Below are 22,105 nucleotides of genomic sequence, written 5' to 3'. Positions count from 1 at the left end.
GTCCCCAGCCTGCATGGTGAAGCCTCTGTATGCAACCGCTTTTCGGTCGCTCTCCTATTGTGGCGACAGCGATGCCTCAGGCGATGATCGCGCGCGAGCGCGCGTAAAGGAAATAGACGCCCAGCCCGCCGACATTCCAGACCAGGAACCAGAGCTGGGTCTGCAGCGGCAGGCTGAAGAAGAGATAGATGCAGCCGAATACCGCGATGCCGCCGACCGCCCACGGCAATGGCGTGCGGAACGTGCGCGGCGCATCGGGTGCGCGGCGACGCATGATCAGCATGCAGACCGACACTGCGGTAAAGGCGGCAAGCGTGCCGGCGTTGGCGAGCGCGGCAAGTTCGCCGAGCGGGATGAAGCCCGCGAGGACCGCAACGACCAGCGCGGTGAAGATGGTGATGCGCACCGGCGTGCCGCGCGCCGACAGCTTGGCGAGGCCCGCGGGCAGCAGGCCGTCGCGCGCCATCGTGAAGAAAATGCGGCTCTGTCCATAGAAAAAGGCGAGAATGACCGTCGGCAGCGCGATGATGGCCGAGACCGCAAGATATTGCGCCGCGAGCGGGCTGCCGAGTTCGCGCAGGATCAGCGCCAGCGGTTCGGGGCTGTTGGCGAAACGCGTGTAGACGATCGCGCCGACCGCGGCGACGGCGACGGCGACATAGATGAGTACGCAGGCGAACATCGACCCCACGATCCCGATCTTGAGGTCGCGATCGGGGTTCTTCGCTTCCTCGGCCGCGGTCGCGATCGCGTCGAAGCCATAGAAGGCGAAAAAGATGATCGCCGCCGCGGCCATCACGCCGCGCTCGACGCCGTCGGGGCCAACATGCTTGGCAAAGCCGTAGGGGCTGAAAGGTTCGAGATTGGCGGCGTTGAAAGCGGGCAGCGCCACCGCCACAAAGACAACAAGCGCGACAATCTTCACCAGCACGAGGATCGCGTTGAGCGTCGCGCTCTCACGCGTACCGACGAGCAACAGCCCTGCCACGACCGCGATGATCGCGATCGCCGGCAGATTGACGATACCCCCGAGTTCGGGGCCCTGCATCAGCGCCATCGGGAACCCCGCCCAAGCTTCGAGCAGCGGCGCGGCATAGCCCGACCAGCCGACCGCGACCGCGCTGACGACGAGCGAATATTCGAGAATCAGGCTCCATCCGACGATCCACGCGAGCAGTTCGCCGATCACGACATAACTATAGGTATAGGCACTCCCCGACGCGGGGATCATCGTCGCCATTTCGGCATAGGCGAGCGCAGCGCACGCGCAGATCAGGCCCGCGATCGCGAAGGAAAGGATCACCGCGGGTCCCGCCTTGTCGGCACCGACGCCGATCAGCGTCAAAATCCCCGTGCCGACGATCGCGCCGACGCCAAGCGCGATCAGGTGCGGCCAGCCGAGCGTTCGCGCGAGCGCCTGTCCCCCTTCCTGCGGCTCCGGGACGATCGGCTTGCGGCGGAACAGGCTGTCGGTCATTCGTAGGTTCCCCTCGGGCGTCATGCTTTGCCTTGCGCCGCTTGTAAGGCCACCGGCGGCCGGCGCAAGCCACGGATCGGGAAAGGCGAAGCGGCGGTTCGGCCATGCTGCGATGATCGCAAATCTTGCCGGCAAGCCCGATCCGGCTCGCTCCCGACATCGGCCTGTTCCGACCCGAAGGCGCCGAATTTCCGCTGCAGTAAAATTACACAGGGGCAAAAAATAAAGCTTTTGCGTCACGGCCTTATCGGCTTGCCGTGCACTTCGGCCGACGAACGGCGCAACTTTCGGCGTCGCCATGAGTATTCATGTGCCAGAACGGGTCACGCGAACGCGCGGGCCCTGACCTGCGGGGGCGGGTGTCTCATTGAAGGAGTAGTGTATGGGTGCCGTTTCCAAGAGTTCGGGGATGTTGTTGATGCTGGCCATGCTTGCCGCGCCGGCGGTAGCAGCGCAGCAGGAAGACACATCCGGTGGCGATGTCATGGCGACCGTGGTCGGCACGCTGCCTTCGCCCGAACAGATGACCAAGGGTCCCAAGGTCGAAGGCATCATCTCGGCGCGCACCGACGGCCGGATGCAGGTAACGACCGCCGATGGCAGCAACACGACCATCGCGATCGCCGACTATACGAAGATCAAGAGCAGCGGCGGCTTCCTCGGCCTCAGCCGCGACAAGCTCGCGTCCAATCAACTGCTCAATGGCCTGCCCGTGACCGTCGACACGCTGCAGTGGGACGGTGGACTGGTCGCGAACCAGATCGCGCTCAAGAGCAAGGATCTCCGCACCGCGTCGATGATCCGTACCGGCACCGACCAGCGCTTTGCCGAACAGACGGCGGCGACCGAAGCGCTGCGCGGCCGCGTCGGCGATATCGACCAGTATAACATCAAGGGCACGACCAACGTGAACTTCGACGTCGGCAAGGCCGTGCTCTCCGAGCAGGGCAAGGCCGACCTCTGCGCCGCGGCGACGCAGGCGGACGGGATGGACAACGCACTGTTGCTGGTCGTCGGCTACACCGATTCAACGGGTAGCCAGGAGTTCAACCAGGAACTCAGCGAAAAGCGTGCCAGCCGCGTCGTGAATTACCTCCAGCAAGCGTGCGGCTGGAAGCCCTATCGCATGCTGACCCCGACCGGCATGGCCGAGGCCGATCCGGCCGCGGACAACAACACGCCCGAAGGCAAGGCCCAGAATCGCCGCGTTGCGGTGAATATCATGGTCAGCAAGGGCCTCGACGGCCTTTAAGAGACCGTCTCCGGGAAGCGCGGGGCGGGTTTCGGCCCACCCCCGCCTTTCCTGACAAGACCTACAGGGTTGAGACCGGATTGGCGCCCCACCTCAGGCAGGCGGGGCGCTTTTTTCCGATCCATGCCCTTTCGGCTCGTGCCCGCGCCGCTCCCGGGCGCCGTTGCCTCTTGCACTCCCCCGGCAAATCGGTCACAACTTTACGTGAACGTAAAGGTAAAGCTGCCGCGAGAGGATTCTTCCCCATGACCGACCTTCCGACCTTCGACACGATCAGGCTCGAAATCGCCGACAATGTCGCGACGATCACGCTCAACCGTCCCGAGCGGCTGAATTCGATGCCGCCCGCGATGGCGGACGACATTCGCGAGGCGCTCGACCATTTGCCGGGTCTCGGCGCGCGCGCGCTGCTGATCACCGGCGAGGGCCGCGGTTTCTGTTCGGGGGCCGACCTGGCGGGTGACCGCTCGGCCGGCGGTGCGGTCAGCGGCGGCGCGCGGAGCCGCAATGCGCTGCGCGGCCACTATAATCCGATGCTGCTCGCGCTCGCCAATCTCGACATCCCCGTCGTCGTCGCGGTCAACGGCCCGGCGGCGGGCGTCGGGTGCAGCTTCGCGCTGTCGGGCGACTTCACCATCGCGGGCAAGAGCGCCTATTTCCTCCAGGCCTTCGTCAACATCGGCCTCGTCCCCGACGGCGGTTCGTCGTGGCTGCTGCCGCGCCTGATCGGCGTGCCGCGCGCTCTGCAGATGATGATGCTCGGCGAAAAGATCGGCGCCGAACAGGCGGCCGACTGGGGCATGATCTATAAATGCGTCGAGGACGCCGATTTGATGAGCGAGGCGAAGGCGCTCGCGGCGCGCCTCGCCAACGGCCCGACGGTGGCGCTCGGCACGATGCGCAAGGTGCTGCGCGACGGGCTGACACAGGATTTCGCGACGACGCTCGACGCCGAGGCCAAAGGCCAGTTCATCGCGGGCGGCACCGCCGATGCGATGGAAGGCATCATGGCGTTCCAGCAGAAGCGCAAGACCGAATTCAAGGGGAAGTAAACGCTCCCAGCCATGCGTCATCCCGGCGCAGGCCGGGATCTCACCGTCGAGACCCCGGCCTGCGCCGGGGTGACGAGCAAGAGTGGGTAACTACTCCGCCGATTCCTCGACCATCACCTTCTTGTAGATGCTGGTGCGCGGATAGGAGCAGAGGCGCATCACCATCGGCTCGAAAAATTCGAGCGGCTCGCTGTCGTAATCGGGGTCGAACGCCGGCGCGTCATATTTCTCGCAGAATTCGGCGCACGCTGCATAATGGGGATGATCGCGGAACTGATCGCGCATGTCGCGGTCGAGCCCGAGATAGTGAAAGAAATAATGCCCCTGAAAAATGCCGTGATGCTGGACGATCCACAGATTTTCCTCTGACAGGAAGGGCTTGAGGATCGCCGCCGCGACATCGGGATGATTGAACGCGCCAAGCGTGTCGCCGATGTCGTGGAGCAGCGCCATCACGACATATTCCTCGTCGCGCCCGTCCCTGTGCGCCCGCGTCGCGGTCTGCAGGCAATGTTCGAGACGGTCGACCGGAAAGCCGCCATAATCGCCGCCGAGCAGCTTCAGATGTTCGAGAATGCGCTTGCCATTGTTCGGCGCGAACTCCTTTTGCTCGCGCGCGATGATGTCCCAGTCTTCCTGTGTCCCGTCGATCATCGAGCGGAATGTCGCATGCTCGTGCGTCATGTCGTTCATGGCAGCCTCTCCTTGTCGAGGCGAGCCTATCCGATTCGTTGTCATTTGCAACGATTGCTCTTGCGGGCCGGAGCCTTGAAGCGCCTCCGATGCGACAGGATAGAAGTCCTAATCGAAAGTCGCGTTCACGACCCCGTATTTGAGAGCCTCTTCCGTGGTAAGGCAGCGACGGGTCGACTTGTCGGGGCCGCTGCCCTTCACCGCCTTCTGCTTGTACATGATATCGGTGAGAAGCTCGCGCGAGAGGAACATGCGGATCATGAAGTCGTTGTCTTCGCTTGCGAGTTGCGCCGCGTCCTGCTCGATCTCGCCGATCAGTTCGGTGGTCGCGTCGGTTCCCATGGCGACGCTGTAGTCGATCGTGCTGCGATCGCCGGTTCGCGTGAACATATGGACGATGAACTGTCCGCCGGGATCGATCGTGCGCGACCTGCCGCCCATGAACATGAAGTTGCACGCGCTGTAGCAGGCCCAGCCCGAAGGGATTCGCGTGATCACGTCCAGCGTGTCGCGGATCAGACGTCCCGCTTCGTTGCCCGCCCGCGCATCGCCGCCCGGTGAGCTCAGCCAAATCTCATCGAGACCCGGATGCTTGGCAAGCACCGCCTTGAGCCGCGGCACGACGTCCTTGTCGATGCGCCCTTCGCCCTTGATGATTTTCCACCCGTTCTGCTCGAAGTAGGTGAATTGCATCTGCGGATTGGTCGACCAGCCCGGATTGAGCGGACAGGTCGGGTTGACCGGGTCCATCGCCGGCTTGGCGCCGAGCGCGAGGAGCGCGGCGGCGCCCAGCGCAAGGCGCGCGAGCCGTTTCATGCCGCGACCACATAGCGCGTTTGCCCCGGCTCCTTGCACATTCGCTTGGTTACGCGCGTTTCCTCGCCCTCGACGATGATGAAGTCGGTAACGCTCATGCAGCGCCGCCCGCCGGCCTCGTCGTTGCGCGCGACCACCGTCGACGATCCGCTGACATTCTCGCGCGTCTCGCTGGTCCAGTTCGCGGTCGCGCCGATCTCTTCGCCGCGTGTCACCTCCTCGGTCGCCGCCGCCGCCTGGACCTGTTCGGCCGGGTCGAGGCGGCAGGCGATCGCGTCGGTCAATGTCCCGCTGACCTCCGAAATCGGTACATAGGAGTAGACGCCGGCCTTGCTCGCCGCGTCGCCGACCGCGTCGTTGATCACATTGCCCAATATATTGCGGCCGATGCTGTTGCCCTTCTTCCCTTTGGGGCACCCGCCGCTGCTGTCCTCGCTCGGCTTCGGCGCCGGCGTCGTCACCTTGCGCAGCAGACCGCCGAACTGCGCCTGCGCCGGAGCTACCGCCAGCAGGCAGGCCGCAAGCACGGCCGGGGTCGCCAATATTTTCCGCATCATCAAATCCACCCTTGATGCGCCCGCAACCGGGCTGTCCCGCGACCCTTTTATCGGTGGTTCATGCCACTCGCTGTGATTTTCATCAACCTCGCAACTTATGTCATCCAGACAGGTTGAATTAAGCCTGAATATGTCACAGTAACGCCGCCATGCTCTCGCAAAAGACCCGCTATACGATCCGCGCATTTCAGCACCTCGCAGACCATTGGGGCAAGGGGCAGGTCCAGCTTGCGGATATTGCGGACGCGCAGAATATCCCGCCCAAATTCCTGACCGTGATCCTGTCGGAAATGGCGCGCGAGGGCCTGCTGATTTCGCAGCGCGGACGCGACGGCGGCTATCAGCTCGCGCTCCCGCCGATCGACATCAGCTACGGCGACCTCGTCCGGCTGACGCGCGGGTCGCTCGCGCTCGTTCCCTGCGCGGCGCGCAACGCGCATGAACATTGCAAGAATTGCCTGCCCGAATCCGAATGCCGGCTACGCAGCCTGATGCTCCGGGTCCGCGACGACACCGCGGCGATCCTCGACCGCATCACGCTGGCCGATCCCATCGAATTGGCGCCGCTGTTCGACAAGGACGAAGCCGCCGAATAGCTCCTGCCGTCGGCGCAACAAAAAAGGCCCGCTTTCGCGGGCCTTTTTGAATGGTGGAGCCTAGCGGGATCGAACCGCTGACCTCCTGCATGCCATGCAGGCGCTCTCCCAGCTGAGCTAAGGCCCCGTGCCATTTCATCGTGTCGCGCCGGCCAGTCTTCCTGGCTGCTGCGACCGGGACGCCGCCTTTAGCAGCGCCATCGGGTGATGCAAGGGGCCAAATCATCTTTCGATGTCTTTTTTGGCCCCGCATCGAAATTATCAGCTTTCGTCGTCCTCGTCGTCGCCCGTGGCCACGCCCAGATCGTCGTCGCCGCCGAGGTCAACGTCGTTGTCCGGCGAATCGCTGTCCTCGTCGACATCGACGTCCAGATCCAGATCCTCGTCGGCCGCAACATCCTCCTTCGCGACCTTGCCCGGCTTTTCGACTTCCTCGAACGGCATCGGCTGCTTCGATTTCAGCACCGATTCCGGAATCCAGTTATAGCCGCAGTTGATGCAGCTTACCGGATCGTCCTTGGTCAAATCATAGAATCGGGTGGCGCATTTCGGGCAGCTGCGCTTCGTGCCCCATTCAGCCTTGATCATAAATGCCTCGTAACCTTCTGGAAACAGGATAGAAATATCGGAAGAACGACGGTATCTGAATAGCTATCCGTCAAATCGGCGTGCGCCTTGCCAGATTGCAAGCCCGCTGTCAAAAGCCGCACGCCATGACCGATCAAACCGCCACGCCGCGCGCCTTTTCCGCTTCCGTTCCGCTGCAAGGTAGGATCGCGATCCCGGGTGACAAGAGCATCTCGCACCGCTCGCTGATGCTCTCGGCGCTCGCAGTCGGTGAAAGCCGCGTCACCGGACTGCTCGAAGGGCATGACGTGCTCGCGACCGCCGCCGCGATGCGCGCGATGGGCGCGGCGATCGAGCGTCGCGACGACGGCGAATGGGTGGTCGACGGCGTCGGGGTCGGCGGACTGCTCCAACCGCAGGGGGCGCTCGACATGGGCAACAGCGGCACCTCGACGCGCTTGCTCATGGGTCTCGTCGCCAGCCACCCGATCACCGCGACCTTCATCGGCGACGCCAGCCTGTCGGGCCGGCCGATGGGCCGTGTGATCGATCCGCTCAGCCAGATGGGCGCCGATATCGGCGCCTCCCCCGGAGGCCGCCTGCCGCTGATGGTGCGCGGCCTCGCCCCCGCCATCCCCCTCTCCTACCGCCTGCCCGTCGCATCCGCGCAAGTGAAGAGCGCCGTCCTGCTCGCGGGCCTGAACACGCCGGGCATCACCGAAGTGATCGAACCCGTGCCGACACGCGACCACAGCGAACGCATGCTCAAGGGCTTCGGCGCCGACCTCACCGTCGAAACCGGCGCCGACGGCACGCGTCACATCCGCATCCACGGCGAGGCCGAGCTGAAACCGCAGACGATCGTCGTTCCCGGCGATCCTTCGTCGGCCGCCTTCTTCATCGTCGCGGCGCTGCTCGTTCCGGGATCGGACGTCGTCATCGCCAACGTCGGCCTCAACCCGACGCGCGCGGGCCTCGTCGAGGTACTGAAACAGATGGGCGGCGACATCGAACTCCTCGATGCGCGTGAAGTCGGCGGCGAGCCCGTCGCCGACCTTCACGTCCGCCACAGCATGCTCAAGGGTATCGACATCGATCCCGCGGTCGCGCCGAGCATGATCGACGAATTCCCGATCCTGTTCGTCGCCGCCGCGCTCGCCGGGGGCCGCACGGTGACGACCGGCCTCGACGAACTGCGCGTCAAGGAAAGCGACCGCCTTTCGGTCATGGCGACCGGCCTCAAAGCCATCGGTGCACGTGTCGAGGAACGCGAGGACGGTCTCGTCATCGACGGCACCGGCGGCGACCCGCTTCCCGGCGGCGCCACCATCGCCGGTCACCTCGATCACCGCATCTGCATGAGCTTCGCGGTCGCCGGCCTCGTCAGCACGGCGCCGGTTACGATCGACGACATCGCCCCTGTCGCGACGAGCTTCCCCAACTTCGAAGCCCTCCTAGCGGGCTTGCAGCGGTGATCATCGCGGTCGACGGCCCCACCGCGTCGGGCAAGGGCACGCTCGCACGCCAGCTCGCCGCCCATTTCGGCCTGCCCGTGCTCGACACCGGTCTCCTCTATCGCGCCGTCGGTTACCAGACGCAGCTCAATCACGGCGACCCCGACAACGCCGCCGACGCGCTCGCCGCCTGCGACTTTCCGGACAGCCTGCTCGACGATCCGGCCTTGCGCTTCGAAAGCACGGGCAGCCTCGCCAGCCGCGCCTCGGTCCATCCCGCGGTGCGCGCCGCGCTGTTCCAGCGCCAGGTCGACTTCGCGAACCAGCCCGGCGGCGCCGTTCTCGACGGGCGCGACATCGGCACCGTCATCGCGCCGCATGCCGACGCGAAACTGTTCGTGACCGCCAGCCCCGAGGAGCGCGCCCGGCGGCGCCATGCCGAGATGCGCGCGCGCGGCGTCGACATCAGCTTCGACGCGGTGCTCGCCGACGTGCACGCGCGCGACGCGCGCGACACCGGCCGCGCCGACGCGCCGCTGATGCGCGCGTCCGACGCGATGCTGCTCGACAACACCGACATGGACCGCGACGCCGCGCTCGCCGCCGCGCTCGCCTTCGTCGAGGAGCGCCGCAAGGCGCGCCCCTGAAACCGGCTTTCCGCCTTGCTTTTGCGGGGGGCTCGCACTATATGCGCGCCGTCCGACGGGCATTCTGCCGGTCGAGGCACGGACAAGCCGCCGCTCGAATCTGAGCGTCGGGCGCGCAGGGGTTCACCCTTCGCGCCCATTTTGCTTTGCCCACGCCTCGTTCCGCAGAAGGTCTGAAGGATGTCTTGCTCCGCATCCGGCGGGCAGGACGGATCGGCCACAAGACCAGCGGAACCAACCGCTTGGCCGGAACAAATGAAGTAAGGAAGACACTCTATGGCCTCTACGGCTTTTCCGTCGCGCGACGATTTCGCCGCGATGCTCGACGAATCGCTGGGTGGTGCTGATGGCGGCTTTGAAGGCCGCGTCGTCAAGGGCACCGTGACCGCGATCGAAAACGACCTGGCAGTAATCGACATCGGCCTGAAGAGCGAAGGCCGCGTGCCGCTTCGCGAATTCGCGATGCCGGGCCAGAAGGCCGACATCAACGTCGGCGACGAAGTCGAAGTCTATGTCGACCGCGTCGAAAACGCCAATGGCGAAACCATGCTGTCGCGCGACCGTGCTCGCCGCGAAGCCGCGTGGGACCGCCTCGAAGAAGAATTCAACAAGGAAGCCCGCGTCGAAGGCGTCATCTTCGGCCGCGTCAAGGGCGGCTTCACCGTCGATCTCGGCGGCGCCGTGGCGTTCCTTCCGGGTTCGCAGGTCGACATCCGCCCCGTGCGCGACGTCGGCCCGCTCATGGACCTGCCGCAGCCCTTCCAGATCCTCAAGATGGATCGTCGCCGCGGCAATATCGTCGTGTCGCGCCGCGCCATCCTTGAGGAAACGCGCGCCGAACAGCGTTCGGGCCTGATCCAGAACCTCGAAGAAGGTCAGATCATCGAAGGCGCGGTCAAGAACATCACCGATTATGGTGCGTTCGTCGACCTCGGCGGTATCGACGGCCTGCTCCATGTCACCGACATGAGCTACAAGCGCGTCAACCACCCGAGCGAAGTCATCAACATCGGTGACACCGTCCGCGTCCAGATCATCCGCATCAACCGCGACACGCAGCGCATCAGCCTCGGCATGAAGCAGCTCGAAAGCGATCCATGGGAAGGCGTCGCCGCCAAGTACCCCGTCGGTGCGAAGCTGTCGGGCACCGTCACCAACATCACCGACTACGGTGCGTTCGTCGAACTCGAAGCCGGCATCGAAGGCCTGGTCCACGTCAGCGAAATGTCGTGGGTCAAGAAGAACGTCCACCCCGGCAAGATCGTCTCGACGAGCCAGGAAGTCGACGTCATCGTCCTCGAAGTCGACAGCGACAAGCGCCGCATCTCGCTCGGCCTCAAGCAGGCCCAGTCGAACCCCTGGGGCGCCTTTGCAGAGGCTCACCCGGTCGGCTCGGTCGTCGAGGGCGAAGTCAAGAACGCGACCGAATTCGGCCTGTTCGTCGGCCTGCCGGGCGACGTCGACGGCATGGTTCACATGTCGGACATCGCGTGGGGCATCTCGGGCGAGGAAGCGCTGCACCTCCACCGCAAGGGCGAGGCCGTGCAGGTCGTCGTTCTCGACGTCGACGTCGAGAAGGAACGCATCAGCCTCGGCATCAAGCAGCTTGAAAAGGGTGCTCCGGCCGTCGGCGGCGGCGTTGCCGCAGCCGGTTCGCTGAAGAAGAACGACATCGTCACCGTCTCGGTCCTCGAAGTCCGCGACAACGGCCTCGAAGTCCAGGCCGGCGAAGATGGTGCCACCGGCTTCATCAAGCGCGCCGACCTCGGCCGCGACCGCGACGAACAGCGCGCCGAGCGTTATCAGGTCGGCCAGAAGTTCGATGCGATGGTCATTGGCTTCGACCGTTCGAAAAAGCCGAACTTCTCGGTCAAGGCGATGCAGATCGCCGAAGAGAAGGAAGCCGTCGCGCAGTACGGTTCGTCGGACTCGGGTGCATCGCTCGGCGACATCCTCGGCGAAGCGCTGAAGGCCGGCAAGAAGGACTGATAATTTCGTCCTCCTGCCGCAAGGCAACAGAAAAGGCCCGCAGAGTGTCCCTCTGCGGGCCTTTTTCTTTGCGGTGATATATTTTGACCGGACAGTGATTCGTGATACCTTCCTTCGCGCGTTGGGAGGGGTCTCACGCACAAGGACCGGCAACGACCGGATGCCCGCTCCGGCGGGAGAAGCGTGACTGTATACAATAGGGGAAGCACATGATCCGGTCAGAACTGGTTCAAAAGATCGCGAGCGAAAACAGCGATTTGCGGCTCGAGGAAGTCGAGCGTATCATCGACACCTTCTTCGACTCCATCGTCGACCAGCTCGCTGCGGGCGGGCGTGTCGAACTGCGCGGTTTCGGCGCCTTCTCGACCCGCGCGCGCGAATCACGCACCGGCCGAAACCCCCGCACGGGGGCGGCCGTCGACGTGAAGGCGAAAAATGTGCCCTATTTCAAACCCGGCAAGGAAATGCGCGAGCGTTTGAACGGCTAGAACCGGGCGCCGCGGCGCCCGGTCCGTCATCAGTTCTTGAGCCGGTATCCGGTGCGGAACATCCAGAAGATCACGCCGAGGCACAGCGCCAGGAACAGCGTCACTGCGCCCATGCTGATCTCGATCCCGACGTCGCCCTTGCCGAAGAAGGTCCAGCGAAAGCCGCTGATCAGATAGACGACGGGGTTGAACAGCGTCACCGTCCGCCACGCTGCCGGCAACATGTCGAGCGAGTAGAAGGCGCCGCCCAGAAAGGTCAGCGGATAGATGACCAGCATCGGGATGACCTGAAGCTGCTCGAAGCTTTGCGCCCAGATGCCGATGATGAAGCCGAACAGGCAGAAGGTCACCGCCATCAATATCATGAAGGCGGCCATCAGCAGCGGATGCGCGACCTGCACGTCGACGAACAGGTGCGCGGTCGCGAAGATGATCGATCCGATGATCACCGACTTGGTCGCCGCGGCGCCGACATAGGCGATCACCGTCTCCAGCGGCGACAGCGGCGCCGACAGCATCTCGTAGATCGTGCCCGTCCATTTGGGCATATAGATGCCGAAGGAGGCGTTGCTGATGCTTTCGGTGAACATCGTCAGCATCATCAGCCCGGGCACGATGAACGCGCCATAGGGGACGTCGCTGACCTCGCTCATCCGGCTGCCGATCGCCGATCCGAAGACGACGAAATAGAGCGCCGTGGTGATCACGGGCAGCGCGAGGCTGGTCCAGACGGTGCGACCGAAGCGCGCCATTTCGAAAAGATAGATGGCGCGGATGCCGCGCAGGTTCGAAATCATGCCGCCGCTCCTGCCGCGCTCTTGTTTTCATGCACCAGCCCGACGAAAATATCCTCGAGCGAGCTCTGTTTCGTATGCAGATCCTTGAAGCCGATACCGATGTCGCTCATCCGGCGAAGCAGCGACGGCACGCCGGTCGCTTCGGCCTGACTGTCGAATTCATAGATCAGCTCGTTGCCGTCGCCCGCGAGTACCAGCTTCCACTGTGCCAGATCGTCGGGAATGGCCGCGAGCGGCTCGGCGAGATTGAGCGTCAGCGTCTTGCGGCCGAGCTTCTTGATCAGCGCGTTCTTCTCCTCGACGAGGATCAGCTTGCCATGGCTGATCACACCCACGCGGTCGGCCATTTCCTCGGCTTCCTCGATATAATGCGTGGTGAGGATGATGGTGACGCCGCGTTCGCGCAGCCCGCGCACCATGTTCCACATGTCGCGGCGCAGCTCGACGTCGACGCCCGCGGTCGGTTCGTCGAGGAACAGGATTTCCGGCTCGTGGCTCAGCGCTTTCGCGATCATCACGCGGCGCTTCATGCCGCCCGACAATTCCATGATCTTCGAGGCGCGCTTGTCCCAGAGTGACAGGTCGCGCAGCAATTGCTCGATGAACGCCGGGTCCTTGGGCTTGCCGAACAATCCGCGCGAAAAGCTGACCGTCGTCATCACCGTCTCGAACGCGTCGGTGTGCAATTCCTGCGGCACCAGCCCGATCATCGTCCGCGCCGCGCGATAATCGCGCGCATGATCGTGCCCGCCGACGGTCACCGTCCCGCTGCTGGCGGTGACGATTCCGCAGACGATGCTGATCATCGTCGTCTTGCCCGCGCCGTTCGGCCCGAGCAGCGCGAAAATCTCGCCCTTGTTGATGGTGAGGTCGACGTCGCTCAGCGCTGTGTGACCGCTCTTGTAGGTTTTTCCGAGGCCGGAAATTTCGAGGACAGCTGTCATGCCACGCCGTCTAGCCGAGCGACCGCACCGCGTGAAGCGGCAAACATCGCTTGACCTCCATCCGCCCATCGGCTTGACCCTCAGCGGCATGCGGACGTGGCGAAATCGGTAGACGCAGCAGACTTAAAATCTGCCGGCCCAGTGTCATGCGGGTTCAAGTCCCGCCGTCCGCACCAGCCCGCCGTCGGGCGCGGGCGATGGCATCGGCCTCGCCTTTCCGGCCCATGCCTTCCCCCGATGTTGCGATAGCCCTATTCCGGTTTCGCGGCACATGGTTATGATTGGCCTGCACAGGACAAGGGACAAGGCGCGGAATGACGGGAACAGGCAGATTCGGACGCACCGCGGCATGGATGGCGGCGGTCGCGGGCCTTGCGCTGCCGCTGTCGAGCTGCGGCCTGTTCGGCGAACGCGGCCCCGTCAGGATTGCGGCGATCGGCACACTCAATCCTTCGGCGACGCCTTTGGCCGGCGAACTGTCGGGTGCCAACGCCGCGCTGCTCGACGCCACGTCGCAGGGCCTCATCAGCTATGATGGCGAGGGACAGATCGACACCGGGCTTGCCGACCGCTGGACCGTCACCACCGACGGACGCAGCTATATCTTCCGCCTTCGCGAGGCGAAATGGAGCAACGGGCGCAAGGTGACCGCCGAGGATGTCGCGGCAATCCTGCGCTCCTACCTCGCTCCCGCCAGCCGGCATATGCTCAAGAGCGATTTTCCGGAGATCGAGACGATCAAGGCGATGACCGACACCGTCATCGAAATCCGGCTCGCGGTGCCGCAGCCCGCGCTCCTCGAATTGCTCGCGCAGCCGTCGATGGCGATCGTCAACCGGGGGATGGGGTGGGGCCCGATGCGCGCGCGCAAGATCGGCCAAGCGGTGCTGCTTTCGCCCGTCCCCGACCCGCTCGCCGAGGACCCCGAAGCCGCCGAAGCAGCCGCCAACGACCCCGCCTCTTCGATCGAACTTACCGGCACGACGCCGCAGGGCGCGCTCGCGCGATTCAAGAATGGCTATGCCGACGGCGTGCTCGGCGGCCGTTTTTCGACGCTTCCCTATTTCGTCGCGTCGAACGTTGGCCGCTCGCGCCTCGTCGTCGATCCGGTCCCCGGCCTTTTCGGCCTGTCCTTCGTCCGCGCCGAGGGATTTCTGGCAACCGATACAAACCGCGACGCGCTCGTCCGCGCCATCCGCCGCGAACGGCTCGTCGAGGCGTTCGGCCTCACCGAATGGCAGCCGCAGGTCACATTACGCCCGGCGCTATACGCGCGCGACGGCGGCCCTGCCCCGCTCATGCCGGCTTGGGCCGATTATGACGAAGCCTCGCGCATCGCGCAGGCGAAGCGCGCGGTCGACGCGTGGCGCGGCGCCGGCCGCGAGATCGAGCCGCTGCGCATTGCCGTCCCCGATTCGCCGGGCGGGCGCATCCTCTTCGCCTATGTGTCGGCCGACTTCGCCGCGATCGGCGTGCCCAGCCGCCGCGTCAACATGGCGTCGGCCGCCGACCTCCGCCTTATCGACGAGGTCGCGCCCAACGACGATGCGATATGGGCGCTGCGCCGCCTGTCGTGCCGCCGCGACACGCTCTGCAATCGCGAGGCGCAGGATCTGATCGATCAGGCGACCGCCAATATCGATGCCGGTCAGCGCCGGGTGCAGCTGCGCGAGGCCGAAGCCGTACTCGCGCGCTATGCCCCCTTCATCCCGCTTGCGACCCCGCTGCGCTGGTCGGTCGCATCGCAGCGTCTCACAGGCCTGCGCGCCAACGGCCGCGCGCAACACCCATTGAATCATCTGATCGCCTTACCTAACTAATACAGTGGCGCTTCAAGTTCGGGCGCTTTTGAAAGGACCCCGATGGCCCCTTCGACCCCCAATCCCGATGCGATCTTCGACGCGCTGATCCAGAACCGGACCGATCCCGCCGCGCTGCGCAAGCGCGTCGAGACACTCGAAATCCTGCTCGAACGCAGCTTCGTCATTCCGGGGATCAACCGCCCCGTCGGTCTCGACGCGATCGTCGGCCTCGTGCCCGTGGTGGGTGACGTGATCGCCGCGACGATGGGCGCCTACCTGATATGGGAAGCGCGCAACCTCGGTATGCCGAAATGGAAGATCTGGCGCATGATCGGCAATCTCGGCGTCGATACCGCGCTCGGCGCGGTCCCGCTCGTCGGCGACGCCTTCGACTTTTTCTTCCGGTCGAACACACGCAATCTCAGGATCATCAAGAAGCATCTCGACAAGCATCATCCGGGCACGATCATCATCGACCAATAGGCGCTTCGCCGTCTTCCCTCGGGGTGTGTAATGCTGCTAGCACAGCGACACCACACCCCAGGGGAGACTTTCGAATGATCCGCGCCAGCCTTGCCGCGCTTGCCCTCAGCTGTTCCGCGACCGCCGTCGCGGCCGCCGCGCCCGAGGACAAGGACCCGTATCTCTGGCTCGAGGATATCGAAGGCGCGAAGGCACTCGAGTGGGTCAGGAAGGAAAATGCGGCAACCGACAGGCTGATCACCGCTCGCCCCGGCTTCGAGGCGGACCGAAAGCGCGCACGCGAAATCCTCGACGACGACCGCCAGATCGCCGAACCTGGCGAAGTGATGGGCGACACCATTTCCAATTTCTGGCGCGACGCGAACAATCCGCGCGGCATCTGGCGCCAGAGCCCGCTCGACACCTGGCTCGCGGGCAAGCCCGTATGGACGACGCTCATCGATGTCGATGCGCTCGGCAAGACGGAGAAGCAGAGCTGGGTCTGGCACGGCGCCGACTGCCTCGCGCCCGACTACAAGCGCTGCCTCGTCTCGCTGAGCCCCGGCGGCACCGACGCCGATGTCGTGCGCGAATGGGACCGCACGACGAAAAGCTTCGTGGAAGGCGGCTTCGCGCTGCCGCAGGCGAAGAGCAGCGTGACATGGGAGGACGCCGACACCTTGCTCGTCGCGACCGATTATGGCGAAGGCAGCATGACCGCGTCGGGCTATCCGCGCATCGTCAAGCGCTGGAAGCGCGGAACGCCGCTTTCGGCCGCCGAAACGCTGGCCGAGGGCGAGCATGAGGATGTCGGAATGAACGTCTTCGCGCTCGTCGACGGCGACAAGCGCTGGCCGATGATCAGCCGCGGCAAGACCTTCTACACCGCCGACTATATGCTGCCGAACATCGACGCCTCGCGCTATATTTCGACGATCATTCCCGATACCGCGAGCATCCGCGACATCGTCGACGGACAACTCGTCATCTTCCTCAATCAGGACTGGGCGAACATCCCGGCGGGCTCGCTCGTTTCGCTGTCGATCGAGGATATGTCGGCCGACCGCAAGGTGCCGATCGTCACCGCGATGACCCCGACGAAGTCGCAGGCGATCGAAGATGTCGCCGCGACCGACAATATCCTGTGGGTCAAGGCGCTCGACGATGTCGAGGGCAAGCTCTTCGCGCTGCGCCGCGATCCCGCGACCGGAAAATGGAGTCAGAAGGAGGTTCCGCTCGCCGAGAAGGCAACGGTGACGATCGCCGGCACGATCGGCAAGCGCGACATCGTGCTCGCGACCGCCGAGACGATGCTGATGCCGCCGACGCTCTACGCCGCTGCCGAAACCGGCGCGCCGAAAGCGGTGCAGAGCCTGCCCGCGACCTTCGACGCGAAGAACATGCTGGTGGAAAAGCGGTTCGCGACGTCGAAGGATGGCACCAAGATCCCCTATTTCCTCGTCCGCAAGAAATCGGACAGCGAAGCGCCCGTCCCCGCGCTTATCCACGCCTATGGCGGTTTCCGCGCGGCGCAGACGCCGGGCTACCTCACCGGTCAGCCCTATCGCGCCGGCCCGCTCGGGCTGTTCTGGGTCGAGGATGGCAACGCCTATGTCCTCGCCAATATCCGCGGCGGCGGCGAATATGGCCCGGCATGGCACCAGGCGGCGCTGCGCGAGAAGCGGCAGAACAGCTTCGACGATCTCCACGCCGTCGCCGAGGATCTGGTCAGGACCGGGATCAGCGCAAAGGGCAAGATCGCGATCTCGGGCCGCTCGAACGGCGGCGTTCTCGTCGGCGCGGCGATGACGCAGCGCCCCGACCTTTACGGGGCGGTGATCTCGGGCTCGCCGATCAAGGATATGTGGCGCTACGACAAGATGCTCGCCGGCGCCTCATGGGTCGCCGAATATGGCGATCCCGATGTGCCCGAGGATTGGGCCTTCCTATCGAAATATTCGCCCTATCACAACATCCGCAAGGGCGTGAAATATCCGCCGATCTTCCTCTACCTGTCGACCAAGGACGACCGCGTCCACCCCGGCCACGCGCGCAAATTTGCCGCGCGGCTGATAGAGAACGGCAACCGCGTCTATTATCACGAATATATCGAGGGCGGCCATTCGGTCGGCGCCGACCATGCCGAGGATGCCGTGCGCGCTGCGATGCTCCACGGCTTCCTGCAGCGCGAACTGGTCGAGAGGAAATAGGGCTGCCCGTCTAGCGGATTTGCCGCTTCTCGAGCTTTCGCGCCAGCGTGCGCCGGTGCATCCCCAGCCGGCGCGCGGTCTCCGAGATGTTGAAATCGGTTTCGACCAAAGTCTGGTGGATATGCTCCCACTCGACGGTCTTGATCGACGAGGGCCGTGCGTCGAGCGGCGCCTCGATATTGCCCTCCGATCGTTCGAACGCCGCTTCGATATCGTCGGTGTTCGACGGTTTGGCGAGATAATAGGAGGCACCGAGCTTGATCGCCTCGACCGCGGTGGCGATGCTCGCAAAGCCGGTGAGCACGACGATCCGCATCGCCGGATCGAGCGCGCGCAGCGTCTGGACGCACGCGAGCCCCGAGGCGCTGCCGAGCTTCAGGTCGACGACCGCATAGCCCGGGAGGAACGCCTGCAAGTGCGCGTCCATTTCCTCGGGACTGTGCGCCACCTGCACGATATAGCCGCGCCGCTCGAACGAGCGTTTCAGCGTCCGCGCGAACGCCTCGTCATCCTCGACGATCAGCAGTTGCCGCTGCTCGCTCACGCCTTTTCTCCTTCGGGCCGCGCGATCGCCGAGATCGGCAGCGTGATCCGTACCAAGGCGCCCCCCGCGTCACGGTTCGCAACCGTTGCGCCGCCGCCAAGCTTGCGGAGCACATTGACGAGCAGGAACAGCCCCAGCCCGCCACCGGGACGCCCCTTGGTCGACCGATAGGGCTGGCCGAAATTCGCAAGCATCTCGTCACTGAATCCCGGCCCGCGATCGGCGATCTCGATCACCGCCATGTCGCCGTCGCGCGTCGCGGTGACGCCGACCCAGTCGGGCGACACCTCGGCGGCATTGTCCATCACATTGTCGATCACCTGCCGCAGTGCCGGATCCGAAACGATCGCGACGTCGGCACCGAAGCGGTCGTTGAACTCGACCGTCCCCGGACGCCGCAATACGCGCGATCCGCTGACGATGTCGGTGAGAAAGGCGCGCATCGTCGTCAGTTGCGGCGCCTCGCCGCGCGCCTCACCCGCCGACATCAGGATACCGCTGACGATCGCCTTGCAGCGCTGCACTGCGGCATCCATGTCGGCCAGGTCCTCCTGCATCTCGCGATCGTTCGCGAGGCGCGGCTCCGTCTTCCAGTCGCCGATCAGGACCGACAGCGTCGAGAGCGGCGTGCCGAGCTCGTGCGCCGCGCCCGATGCGAGCAGACCCATGCGCACGATATGATCCTCCTCGGCGGCGCGCTGGCGGCTCGCTGCAAGCGCCGCATCGCTGTCGCGCAGATTGCGGCTGATCCGCGTGACGAAGGCGACGAGCAGCACCGCGATCAGCAGGAAGCAGACGAAGCTGCCCTGGAGATAGAGCTTCATCGGATCTGCGGCATAGGGTGGCGGCAGGACAAGCGGCGTCGGATCGACACGCAGCGCCGCGAGCGCGGCAAGCGCCGCCACGACGATCGCCCACGACGAGCGCGGCGTGAGCAGGATCGCGCCGATCACGACTTGCAGCAGGAAGAGCGACGCGAAGGGATTGGCGAGCCCACCACTATGATGCAGTTGCCAGCCGAGCGCCGCGACGTCGAACAGCAGCGCCGCGGTGAGTTCGGCATTGGTCACCCCGCGGCCACGACGGAGCAAGGCGGCGCTTGCGAAGTTGATAGCGATCAGGACGAGAATCGCGGCGAGCAAAGGCGCGCGTGGCAGCGAAATGCCCATCGGCCCGCTGACGATCCCGATCGTGGCGAGTTGCCCTCCGACCGCGAGCCAGCGGAGCTGGATCAGCAGCGTCATGTTGCGGCGGCCGGCAGGAGCTCTGGCAGGCGTTGCCGGCGGGATCGTCGGGCTGGTCATCAATCGCGAATACGCCACAGCCGCCACGCAAAAAAGAGGCTGAGCGCACAGAGCGCGAACCAGGTCAGCGCATAGACCATATGATTGTCGGGAAAGCGCACGACGGTCAGCCCGCCGACCGGATAGCCGCCGGGGTTCGGCGACGCGTCGGCATCGACGAAATAGGGCGCCGTCTTGCCGAGCCCCCGCGCCTTCGCGATCGTCGCGACGTCGCGCGAAAACCATCGGTCGGCGGCAGGATCGTTCGTGCGCAGAAAGGCGCCGCCCGGCTCGGTGACGCGGAGCAGCCCGGCCACCGTGACCGGCCCGGGGAGATTGCCCGCAGCACGCGCTTCCGGCGCGCGCCGGTCCCTGGGCACGAAACCGCGATTGACGAGCAGCGTGAACCCCGGCGTTTCGAGCGGCGTCAGCACCCAGAAACCCGGACCGCGGTCGGTCACCGCCTGAACGAGCGTCTCGCGATCATGCCGGAAGACACCCGTCGCGGTAATCCGCCGATAGGCATCGGTCTTCGCATCGACCCTGTTCCATTCACCCGGCCCCGGCGCGGCGACCGGCGCAGCGTGGATGCGCGCGTCGACCGCCGCCGCCAGCTCATGCTTCCAGATGCGGCGCTCGAGCTGCCAGACGCCGAGCGCCGCGAGGCCGATCGCCGCGATCAGCGCCGCCGCGGCAAAGGCCGCGCGGCGGGCACGTGTCACGGGATCTGCCCCGTCATCTGGCTGGTGGGCTCGTGCGGCATGGGCATCATATTGGTGTTGAGGTGATGCATCACCCACAGCGAGCCCGCGAGCATGATCACCACGACGATGATCGTGAAGATCAGCGAGGTCAGCGACCACCCGCCCTCGGCCTTCGGCGTCATGTGGAGGAAGAAGACCATGTGGACGACGATCTGCACGACCGCGAAACCCATGATGACCGCACCCGTCACGCCGGGGGTGAGCGGCATCGTCATCACCAGCCAGAAGGGGATGGCGGTCAGGATGACCGACAGCACAAAACCGATGACATAATCGCGCATCGACGCGTGCGGCATCTCGATCTCGTCGTGACCGTGCGCAGCGTGAGGATCGGCGCTCATCGCAGCACTCCCATCAGATAGACAAAGGTGAAGACGCCGATCCACACGACGTCGAGGAAGTGCCAGAACATGCTGAGGCACATCACGCGGCGCTTGTTCGCGGCGATCAGCCCATGCTTCGACAACTGGAACATCAGCGTCACCAGCCAGATGATACCGAAGGTCACGTGCAGCCCGTGGGTGCCGACCAGCGTGAAGAAGCTCGACAGGAAGGCGCTGCGCTGCGGCCCCGCGCCGATCTCGATCAGGTGGTGGAATTCGTAGAGTTCGATCCCGAGGAACGCGAGACCGAAGAGCGCCGTGACCGCAAGCCAGAGCTGGACGCCCTTCACCCTGCCCTGCTGCATCTGGAGCACCGCAAAGCCGTAGGTGATCGACGAGAAGAGCAGCATCGCGGTGTTGAGCGCGATGAGCTTGAGGTCGAACAGGTCCTTCGGCGCCGGCCCCGCGGCATAGCTGCCGCCGAGCACGGCATAGCAGGCGAAAAGGATCGCGAAGATGAGGCAGTCGCTCATCAGGTAGATCCAGAAGCCCAGCATCGTGCTGTGCCCCTCGGGATGCGCATGCTCGTCGAGGTCGTAGAACTGGACGGCTTCGTCGGCGGTTATCGTCTTGGCACTCATCGCATCAGGCTCCGGCCAGCTGGCGGGTGCGCGCGTCCTCGACCGCGGTGACGGTCGCCGCCGGAATGTCGAAATCGCGCTTGTAGTTGAAGGTGTGATGGATCGCGCCGACGATCGTCGCGGCAAAGCTCAGCGCGACGAGCCACCAGATGTGCCAGACCAGCGCGAAACCCATCACCAGGCAGAAGCCCGACAGGATCATCCCCGTGCCGGTGTTGCTCGGCATGCGGATGTCGCGATAGCCGTCCACCGGCCGCTGATGCCCGCGCGACTTCATGTCGTACCACGCGTCGAGGTCGTGGATCACCGGCGTGAAGGCGAAATTATAGTCGGGCGGCGGCGAACTGGTCGCCCATTCGAGCGTGCGGCCGTCCCACGGATCGCCGCTTTCCTCGCGCAGTTCGTTGCGGCGCCAGATGCTCACCGCGAACTGGACCAGCATCGCGCCGATTCCCGCGGCGACGATCAGCGCACCGATGCCGGCGATCACGAACCAGATCTGCAGGCTCGGGTCGTCGAACACACGCATCCGGCGCGTCACACCCATCAGGCCGAGGATATAGAGCGGCGTGAAGGCGACCCAGAAACCGACGACCCAGCACCAGAAGCTGATCTTGCCCCAGAAGACGTCGAGCTTGAAGCCGAAGGCCTTCGGCCACCAGTAGTTGATCGCCGCGAACAGGCCGAACAATACGCCGCCGATGATCACATTGTGGAAATGCGCGATCAGGAACAGCGAGTTGTGCA

Annotated in this window: 23 protein-coding genes and 2 tRNA genes; 11 read left to right on the top strand and 14 right to left on the bottom strand. The window is 64.9% G+C overall.

Features of this window, described 5'->3' with window-relative positions:
- Positions 1 to 76: 76 nt before the first annotated feature.
- Positions 77 to 1,477 (bottom strand): amino acid permease, encoded by a 1,401-nt coding sequence (locus JHC57_RS13645; protein WP_294030620.1) that lies wholly within the window; start codon positions 1,475 to 1,477, stop codon positions 77 to 79.
- 382 nt (positions 1,478 to 1,859) lie between these two features.
- Here JHC57_RS13645 and JHC57_RS13640 point away from each other — a divergent pair, with 382 nt between their 5' ends.
- Both JHC57_RS13640 and JHC57_RS13635 read left to right on the top strand, forming a co-directional pair.
- Positions 1,860 to 2,729: an OmpA family protein gene (locus JHC57_RS13640; protein ID WP_294030618.1), complete on the top strand. Its 870-nt coding sequence runs from the start codon at positions 1,860 to 1,862 to the stop codon at positions 2,727 to 2,729.
- Positions 2,730 to 2,974: 245 nt separating this feature from the next.
- On the top strand, positions 2,975 to 3,781 hold the full coding sequence (locus tag JHC57_RS13635; protein WP_294030616.1) for an enoyl-CoA hydratase-related protein: 807 nt from the start codon (positions 2,975 to 2,977) through the stop codon (positions 3,779 to 3,781).
- A gap of 90 nt (positions 3,782 to 3,871) precedes the next feature.
- Here JHC57_RS13635 and JHC57_RS13630 read toward each other — a convergent pair whose 3' ends face one another.
- From JHC57_RS13630 to JHC57_RS13620, 3 genes are all read right to left on the bottom strand, one after another.
- Positions 3,872 to 4,474: an HD domain-containing protein gene (locus JHC57_RS13630; RefSeq protein WP_294030615.1), complete on the bottom strand. Its 603-nt coding sequence runs from the start codon at positions 4,472 to 4,474 to the stop codon at positions 3,872 to 3,874.
- 108 nt (positions 4,475 to 4,582) lie between these two features.
- Complete coding sequence (locus tag JHC57_RS13625; protein ID WP_294030614.1) at positions 4,583 to 5,290, bottom strand: hypothetical protein; 708 nt, start codon at positions 5,288 to 5,290, stop codon at positions 4,583 to 4,585.
- A complete protein-coding gene (locus tag JHC57_RS13620; protein ID WP_294030613.1) occupies positions 5,287 to 5,844 on the bottom strand; it encodes a hypothetical protein in 558 nt (185 codons plus the stop codon). The genes JHC57_RS13625 and JHC57_RS13620 overlap by 4 nt, the downstream gene beginning before the upstream one ends.
- A gap of 152 nt (positions 5,845 to 5,996) precedes the next feature.
- Here JHC57_RS13620 and JHC57_RS13615 point away from each other — a divergent pair, with 152 nt between their 5' ends.
- Positions 5,997 to 6,443 carry an Rrf2 family transcriptional regulator gene (locus tag JHC57_RS13615; protein ID WP_294030612.1) on the top strand — a complete coding sequence of 149 codons (447 nt, stop codon included), beginning with the start codon at positions 5,997 to 5,999 and terminating at the stop codon, positions 6,441 to 6,443.
- Between the two features lie 51 nt (positions 6,444 to 6,494).
- Here JHC57_RS13615 and JHC57_RS13610 read toward each other — a convergent pair.
- A tRNA-Ala gene (locus JHC57_RS13610) sits at positions 6,495 to 6,570 on the bottom strand.
- Positions 6,571 to 6,704: 134 nt separating this feature from the next.
- Positions 6,705 to 7,031, bottom strand: a complete 327-nt coding sequence (locus JHC57_RS13605) for a TIGR02300 family protein (RefSeq protein WP_294030610.1) — start codon at positions 7,029 to 7,031, stop codon at positions 6,705 to 6,707.
- A 125-nt stretch (positions 7,032 to 7,156) separates the two neighbouring features.
- Here JHC57_RS13605 and aroA point away from each other — a divergent pair, with 125 nt between their 5' ends.
- The 4 genes from aroA to JHC57_RS13585 all read left to right on the top strand — a co-directional run bounded on the left by aroA (position 7,157) and on the right by JHC57_RS13585 (position 11,588).
- A complete protein-coding gene (gene aroA / locus JHC57_RS13600) occupies positions 7,157 to 8,485 on the top strand; it encodes a 3-phosphoshikimate 1-carboxyvinyltransferase (protein ID WP_294030609.1) in 1,329 nt (442 codons plus the stop codon).
- Entirely contained in the window at positions 8,482 to 9,111 is a 630-nt protein-coding gene (locus JHC57_RS13595) for a d(CMP) kinase (RefSeq protein WP_294030608.1), read from the top strand. The genes aroA and JHC57_RS13595 overlap by 4 nt, the downstream gene beginning before the upstream one ends.
- Before the next feature lie 276 nt (positions 9,112 to 9,387).
- Entirely contained in the window at positions 9,388 to 11,100 is a 1,713-nt protein-coding gene (rpsA, locus tag JHC57_RS13590) for a 30S ribosomal protein S1 (protein WP_294030607.1), read from the top strand.
- 209 nt (positions 11,101 to 11,309) lie between these two features.
- Complete coding sequence (locus tag JHC57_RS13585) at positions 11,310 to 11,588, top strand: integration host factor subunit beta (protein WP_294030606.1); 279 nt, start codon at positions 11,310 to 11,312, stop codon at positions 11,586 to 11,588.
- Positions 11,589 to 11,617: 29 nt separating this feature from the next.
- Here the strand turns inward: JHC57_RS13585 and JHC57_RS13580 are convergent, their stop codons facing one another.
- Both JHC57_RS13580 and JHC57_RS13575 read right to left on the bottom strand, forming a co-directional pair.
- A complete protein-coding gene (locus JHC57_RS13580; protein ID WP_294030604.1) occupies positions 11,618 to 12,385 on the bottom strand; it encodes an ABC transporter permease in 768 nt (255 codons plus the stop codon).
- Entirely contained in the window at positions 12,382 to 13,329 is a 948-nt protein-coding gene (locus tag JHC57_RS13575; RefSeq protein ID WP_294030602.1) for an ABC transporter ATP-binding protein, read from the bottom strand. The genes JHC57_RS13580 and JHC57_RS13575 overlap by 4 nt, the downstream gene beginning before the upstream one ends.
- A 90-nt stretch (positions 13,330 to 13,419) precedes the next feature.
- Between JHC57_RS13575 and JHC57_RS13570 the strand changes: the two genes are divergently transcribed.
- The 4 genes from JHC57_RS13570 to JHC57_RS13555 all read left to right on the top strand — a co-directional run bounded on the left by JHC57_RS13570 (position 13,420) and on the right by JHC57_RS13555 (position 17,803).
- Positions 13,420 to 13,505, top strand: a tRNA-Leu gene (locus tag JHC57_RS13570).
- Between the two features lie 138 nt (positions 13,506 to 13,643).
- Positions 13,644 to 15,149, top strand: coding sequence for an ABC transporter substrate-binding protein (locus JHC57_RS13565; protein ID WP_294030601.1), 1,506 nt, complete (start codon positions 13,644 to 13,646; stop codon positions 15,147 to 15,149).
- A gap of 42 nt (positions 15,150 to 15,191) precedes the next feature.
- Positions 15,192 to 15,614, top strand: a complete 423-nt coding sequence (locus JHC57_RS13560) for a DUF4112 domain-containing protein (protein WP_294030600.1) — start codon at positions 15,192 to 15,194, stop codon at positions 15,612 to 15,614.
- A 74-nt stretch (positions 15,615 to 15,688) separates the two neighbouring features.
- On the top strand, positions 15,689 to 17,803 hold the full coding sequence (locus tag JHC57_RS13555; RefSeq protein WP_294030598.1) for a prolyl oligopeptidase family serine peptidase: 2,115 nt from the start codon (positions 15,689 to 15,691) through the stop codon (positions 17,801 to 17,803).
- Between the two features lie 10 nt (positions 17,804 to 17,813).
- Here JHC57_RS13555 and JHC57_RS13550 read toward each other — a convergent pair whose 3' ends face one another.
- The 6 genes from JHC57_RS13550 to JHC57_RS13525 all read right to left on the bottom strand — a co-directional run.
- Positions 17,814 to 18,347: a response regulator transcription factor gene (locus JHC57_RS13550; RefSeq protein ID WP_294030597.1), complete on the bottom strand. Its 534-nt coding sequence runs from the start codon at positions 18,345 to 18,347 to the stop codon at positions 17,814 to 17,816.
- Entirely contained in the window at positions 18,344 to 19,651 is a 1,308-nt protein-coding gene (locus JHC57_RS13545; RefSeq protein ID WP_294030596.1) for an ATP-binding protein, read from the bottom strand. Before JHC57_RS13545 ends, JHC57_RS13550 begins: the two co-directional genes overlap by 4 nt.
- Positions 19,651 to 20,352, bottom strand: a complete 702-nt coding sequence (locus tag JHC57_RS13540) for an SURF1 family protein (protein WP_294030595.1) — start codon at positions 20,350 to 20,352, stop codon at positions 19,651 to 19,653. The genes JHC57_RS13545 and JHC57_RS13540 overlap by 1 nt, the downstream gene beginning before the upstream one ends.
- Positions 20,349 to 20,735, bottom strand: coding sequence for a cytochrome o ubiquinol oxidase subunit IV (gene cyoD / locus JHC57_RS13535; protein WP_294030594.1), 387 nt, complete (start codon positions 20,733 to 20,735; stop codon positions 20,349 to 20,351). Before cyoD ends, JHC57_RS13540 begins: the two co-directional genes overlap by 4 nt.
- Positions 20,732 to 21,358 (bottom strand): cytochrome o ubiquinol oxidase subunit III, encoded by a 627-nt coding sequence (gene cyoC / locus JHC57_RS13530; protein WP_294030593.1) that lies wholly within the window; start codon positions 21,356 to 21,358, stop codon positions 20,732 to 20,734. The genes cyoD and cyoC overlap by 4 nt, the downstream gene beginning before the upstream one ends.
- A 4-nt stretch (positions 21,359 to 21,362) precedes the next feature.
- Positions 21,363 to 22,105: cbb3-type cytochrome c oxidase subunit I (locus JHC57_RS13525; RefSeq protein ID WP_294030592.1), on the bottom strand; the 743-nt coding region annotated here is incomplete at its 5' end.

Origin of the sequence: Sphingopyxis sp., assembly GCF_016463645.1 — a bacterium.
Lineage (GTDB): Bacteria > Pseudomonadota > Alphaproteobacteria > Sphingomonadales > Sphingomonadaceae > Sphingopyxis.
This window is presented reverse-complemented; position numbering and strand designations above follow the sequence as displayed.

Coding starts and splice junctions, on each gene's coding strand:
- JHC57_RS13645 (WP_294030620.1), bottom strand. CDS start 1,477: ATGACCGACAGCCTGTTCCGCCGCAAGCCGATCGTCCCGGAGCCGCAG.
- JHC57_RS13640 (WP_294030618.1), top strand. CDS start 1,860: ATGGGTGCCGTTTCCAAGAGTTCGGGGATGTTGTTGATGCTGGCCATG.
- JHC57_RS13635 (WP_294030616.1), top strand. CDS start 2,975: ATGACCGACCTTCCGACCTTCGACACGATCAGGCTCGAAATCGCCGAC.
- JHC57_RS13630 (WP_294030615.1), bottom strand. CDS start 4,474: ATGAACGACATGACGCACGAGCATGCGACATTCCGCTCGATGATCGAC.
- JHC57_RS13625 (WP_294030614.1), bottom strand. CDS start 5,290: ATGAAACGGCTCGCGCGCCTTGCGCTGGGCGCCGCCGCGCTCCTCGCG.
- JHC57_RS13620 (WP_294030613.1), bottom strand. CDS start 5,844: ATGCGGAAAATATTGGCGACCCCGGCCGTGCTTGCGGCCTGCCTGCTG.
- JHC57_RS13615 (WP_294030612.1), top strand. CDS start 5,997: ATGCTCTCGCAAAAGACCCGCTATACGATCCGCGCATTTCAGCACCTC.
- JHC57_RS13605 (WP_294030610.1), bottom strand. CDS start 7,031: ATGATCAAGGCTGAATGGGGCACGAAGCGCAGCTGCCCGAAATGCGCC.
- aroA (WP_294030609.1), top strand. CDS start 7,157: ATGACCGATCAAACCGCCACGCCGCGCGCCTTTTCCGCTTCCGTTCCG.
- rpsA (WP_294030607.1), top strand. CDS start 9,388: ATGGCCTCTACGGCTTTTCCGTCGCGCGACGATTTCGCCGCGATGCTC.
- JHC57_RS13585 (WP_294030606.1), top strand. CDS start 11,310: ATGATCCGGTCAGAACTGGTTCAAAAGATCGCGAGCGAAAACAGCGAT.
- JHC57_RS13580 (WP_294030604.1), bottom strand. CDS start 12,385: ATGATTTCGAACCTGCGCGGCATCCGCGCCATCTATCTTTTCGAAATG.
- JHC57_RS13575 (WP_294030602.1), bottom strand. CDS start 13,329: ATGACAGCTGTCCTCGAAATTTCCGGCCTCGGAAAAACCTACAAGAGC.
- JHC57_RS13565 (WP_294030601.1), top strand. CDS start 13,644: ATGACGGGAACAGGCAGATTCGGACGCACCGCGGCATGGATGGCGGCG.
- JHC57_RS13560 (WP_294030600.1), top strand. CDS start 15,192: ATGGCCCCTTCGACCCCCAATCCCGATGCGATCTTCGACGCGCTGATC.
- JHC57_RS13555 (WP_294030598.1), top strand. CDS start 15,689: ATGATCCGCGCCAGCCTTGCCGCGCTTGCCCTCAGCTGTTCCGCGACC.
- JHC57_RS13545 (WP_294030596.1), bottom strand. CDS start 19,651: ATGACCAGCCCGACGATCCCGCCGGCAACGCCTGCCAGAGCTCCTGCC.
- cyoD (WP_294030594.1), bottom strand. CDS start 20,735: ATGAGCGCCGATCCTCACGCTGCGCACGGTCACGACGAGATCGAGATG.
- cyoC (WP_294030593.1), bottom strand. CDS start 21,358: ATGAGTGCCAAGACGATAACCGCCGACGAAGCCGTCCAGTTCTACGAC.